The sequence below is a fragment of the uncultured Amnibacterium sp. genome (assembly GCF_964245895.1).
Lineage (GTDB): Bacteria > Actinomycetota > Actinomycetes > Actinomycetales > Microbacteriaceae > Amnibacterium.
Genome location: NZ_CAXTOQ010000228.1, coordinates 1 through 3,845, shown reverse-complemented (window position 1 = coordinate 3,845; position 3,845 = coordinate 1). Strand labels below are relative to the sequence as shown.

The 3,845-nt window shown below is 72.8% G+C and carries 4 protein-coding genes and 1 pseudogene; 3 read left to right on the top strand and 2 right to left on the bottom strand.

The features are described from left to right. The 3 genes from ACFE60_RS18170 to ligD all read left to right on the top strand — a co-directional run. A partial coding sequence (locus ACFE60_RS18170) for a DNA-directed RNA polymerase subunit alpha (RefSeq protein ID WP_375390258.1) occupies positions 1 to 802 on the top strand: 802 nt, incomplete at its 5' end. A gap of 1 nt (position 803) precedes the next feature. After that, entirely contained in the window at positions 804 to 1,415 is a 612-nt protein-coding gene (gene rplQ, locus ACFE60_RS18165) for a 50S ribosomal protein L17 (RefSeq protein WP_375390257.1), read from the top strand. 78 nt (positions 1,416 to 1,493) lie between these two features. Continuing rightward, positions 1,494 to 2,519 carry a non-homologous end-joining DNA ligase gene (gene ligD / locus ACFE60_RS18160; protein WP_375390256.1) on the top strand — a complete coding sequence of 342 codons (1,026 nt, stop codon included), beginning with the start codon at positions 1,494 to 1,496 and terminating at the stop codon, positions 2,517 to 2,519. Positions 2,520 to 2,576: 57 nt separating this feature from the next. Here ligD and aroD read toward each other — a convergent pair whose 3' ends face one another. After that, positions 2,577 to 3,341 (bottom strand): type I 3-dehydroquinate dehydratase, encoded by a 765-nt coding sequence (gene aroD / locus ACFE60_RS18155; RefSeq protein ID WP_375390255.1) that lies wholly within the window; start codon positions 3,339 to 3,341, stop codon positions 2,577 to 2,579. Then, positions 3,338 to 3,845: pseudogene (locus ACFE60_RS18150) on the bottom strand (ATP-dependent DNA ligase); the annotation flags it as partial. The gene aroD and the pseudogene ACFE60_RS18150, both read right to left, overlap by 4 nt.

Genomic DNA, 3,845 nt, shown 5'->3' with positions numbered 1-3,845 from the left:
CACGACGATCCCCGGTGTGAAGGAGGACGTCACCGAGATCATCCTGAACATCAAGCAGCTGGTCGTCTCCTCCGAGCACGACGAGCCGATCACCGCCTACCTGCGCAAGCAGAGCGAGGGCCCGGTCACCGCCGCCGACATCTCGGCGCCGGCGGGTGTGGAGATCCACAACCCCGACCTGCTGATCGCGACGCTGAACGACAAGGCGCGCTTCGACCTCGAGCTGACCATCGAGCGCGGCCGCGGGTACGTCTCCGCGACGCAGAACCGCAGCGAGTTCAGCGAGGCCGGCCAGATCCCGGTGGACTCGATCTACTCCCCGGTGCTCAAGGTCACCTACCGCGTCGAGGCGACGCGTGCCGGCGAGCGCACCGACTTCGACCGCCTGGTCGTCGACGTGGAGACCAAGCCGGCGATCACGCCGCGCGACTCCATCGCCTCCGCCGGCCGCACGCTCACCGAGCTGTTCGGCCTCGCCCGCGAGCTGAACAGCGCGGCCGAGGGCATCGAGATCGGCCCTGCGCCGGTCGACCTGCAGACCTCCTCCGAGCTGTCGATGCCGATCGAGGACCTGGACCTGTCGGTCCGCTCCTACAACTGCCTCAAGCGCGAGGGCATCAACACGGTCAGCGAGCTGGTCTCCCTGTCCGAGACGCAGCTGATGAACATCCGCAACTTCGGACAGAAGTCCGTCGACGAGGTCAAGGACAAGCTCGTCGAGCTCGGCCTCTCCCTCAAGGACGCCGTGCCCGGCTTCGACGGCACGCACTTCTACTCCGCCTACGACGACGAGGAGAACTGACATGCCCAGGCCTTCCAAGGGACCGCGTCTCGGTTCCGGACCGGCGCACGAGCGCCTGCTGCTCGCGCAGCTCGCGTCGCAGCTGTTCGAGCACCGCTCGATCCAGACGACGGAGGCGAAAGCCAAGCGCCTCCGCCCGGTCGCGGAGCGCCTGGTCACGTTCGCGAAGCGCGGCGACCTGCACGCGCGCCGTCGGGTGATGCGCAGCATCGGCGACAAGACCGTCGTGCACGAGCTGTTCACCGAGATCGCGCCGCTGGTCGCCGAGCGCCAGGGCGGCTACACGCGGATCGTGAAGACCGGCTTCCGCAAGGGCGACAACGCGCCGATGGCCGTGATCGAGCTCGTGCTCGAGCCCGTCACGCCGAAGCGCTCCACGCGCACCCGCGCCGCGGCTCCGGCCGCTGCTGCCGCGCCGGCCGCCTCCGACGTGCCGGTCGAGGAGACCGACGCCGTCGAGGAGTCCGCGCCGGTGGAGGCCGAGGCCGAGACGCCTGCTGCCGCGGAGGTCGAGGAGACCGCCGCGGCCGACGCGCCCGAGGCCGACGCCGAGGCGCCCGCCGCCGACGAGCCGACGACGCCGGACGAGAAGCCGGCGACCCCCGCCTCCTGATCCCGCGCTCCCATGGGAAGGCCCGCTCGCCCTCGGGGTGAGCGGGCCTTCCGCATGCCGGGGTCCTACGCTCCACGCATGGCGAGCGAGGCGACGACCGTCGACGTGGACGGGCCGAACGGCACGAGGACGATGCGGGTCTCGAGCCCTTCGCGGGTGCTGTGGCCGGAGCCGGGCATCACCAAGCTCGAGCTGGTCGAGTACTTCGTCGCCGTCTCGGCCGCCTTCCTCGCCGCGAACGGGGATCGGCCCGTCTCGCTGCAGCGGTTCGGCGGGGACGTGACGGGGGAGTGGTACTTCTCGAAGAACCCGCCGAAGGGCGCACCGGAGTGGGTGCGCTCCGTCGTCGTGACCTACCCCTCCGCCCGATCGCACCCGCAGCTCGTGCTCGACGAGCCGGCAGCCCTCGTGTGGGCCGCCCAGATGAACACCGTGGTCTTCCACGCGTGGCCGTCGCGCGCGGAGGCCTCCGACCTCCCCGACCAGCTGCGCATCGACCTCGACCCGCAGCCCGGCACGGCGCTGCCGGAGGCGACGGCGGCCGCGTTCGGCATGCGGGAGGTGCTCGCGGAGGCCGGGCTCTCCGCCTTCGTGAAGACCTCCGGCAACCGCGGGCTGCATCTGTACGCCCCGATCCGGCCGCAGTGGGAGTTCCTCGACGTGCGGCACGCGGTGATCGCGGCAGCGCGGGAGCTCGAGCGGCGGCGGCCGGACGCGGTCACGACGGCGTGGTGGAAGGAGCTGCGGGGCGAGCGGATCTTCCTCGACTACAACCAGGCGGCTCGGGACCGGACGATCGCCGGCGCCTACAGCCCGCGCGCGCTGCCCACCGCGACGGTCTCCACCCCGATCACGTGGGACGAGCTCGAGGCCGGCGTCGACCCGACCGCGTTCACGGTGCGCACCGTGCCGCAGCGGCTCGCGACGACCGGCGACCCCTGGGCGTCGATGCACGACGCCGCGGGCGGCCTCGAGACGCTGCTGTCGTGGTGGGAGCGCGACCTCGCGAACGGGGAGGGGGAGCTGCCGTTCCCGCCCGACTACCCGAAGATGCCGGGCGAGCCGCCGCGGGTGCAGCCCTCGCGCGCCCGCAAGGAGGACTGACTCGAAGGTGCGCCTGGATCCGGGGAACGCGCGCAGTCCCCGGATCCAGGTGCACCTTCAGCGGGTCTGCGCCCCGTGGAGGAGGTCGAGCACGCCGCGCAGGGCGCCCGCGTCGACCTGGCCCGGCGCGCTCGCCGCGCCGACCGTGCCGAATGTGAGCACGGAGCCGAACGTCTCGCCCGCGAGCCGGGACACGACGCCGAGCGGACCCATCGCCATCGTGACGGCGGGTCGGGCGTCCGGGCGCGCGGTGTAGTCCAGCGTCGCTCCGAGCAGCGTCAGCACGTCGTCCGCCGTCGCGGGGGTGCACGCGAGCTTGACCACGTCGGCGCCCTGCGCCTGCTGCCGCACGAGCCGTTCGACGACCTCCTCGCGGGAGGGGGTGCCGCGCAGGTCATGGAACGACAGCACGACCGGCGTCCCAGCCGCGTGCGCGGCGTCGACCACGTCGGTCACGACCGCCGCCGGCAGCGCCATCTCGACGTCGACGGCGTCGACCTGCTCGCGCAGCGAGCGCAGGAGGAGGTCGCGCAGGTCCTGCGGCGCGAGGTGCGCGCCTCCGCCCTCCGCTGCGGTCCGGCAGGTCAGCAGGATCGGGAGCCCCGGATGGAGCGCCGCTCGGACCGCGCCGATCGCGCCCCGCACCGCAGCCGGGTCGTCGAGGGCCGCGAGGCGGTCGATGCGCAGCTCGATCAGATCGGCGACGCCGGGCTCGATCGCCCGCGCCTCCGCCTCCAGCACCTCGACCGTCGCGCCGGTCAGCGGCACGCAGACCCTCGGGCGCCCCGGCCCAAGGACCACGCCGCCGATGGCGACCGTCACGTCAGCACCGCGCCGAGGTCGTAGGCGTGCGGCACCTCGAGCTGCTCGAACGTGCACGAGCGCGGGTCGCGGTCGGGGCGCCAGCGCTCCAGCTGGACCGTGTGCCGGAACCGGTCGCCCTCCATCTGGTCGTACCGGACCTCGAGCACGCGCTCCGGGCGGAGCACGGCGAACGACGTGTCCTTCGAGGAGGAGAACCGGTTCCGCTCGCTCTCGCCGCGGATCGGGTCGCCGTGCTCGTCCCGCGCCAGCAGCGGCTCCAGCTCGGCGATCAGGTCGTCCCGCACCTTCGTGGTGAAGGCGGAGACCCCGCCGACCTGCCGCAGCACGCCGCTCCCGTCGTAGAGCGACAGCAGGAGGGAGCCGACCCCGTGCCCGCTGGCGTGCGTGCGGTACCCGGTCGCGATCACGTCGGCGGTCCGATGGTGCTTGATCTTCAGCATCGTGCGCTTCCCGGGCGCGTAGACCGCATCGACCGGCTTCGCGACGACTCCGTCCAGCCCG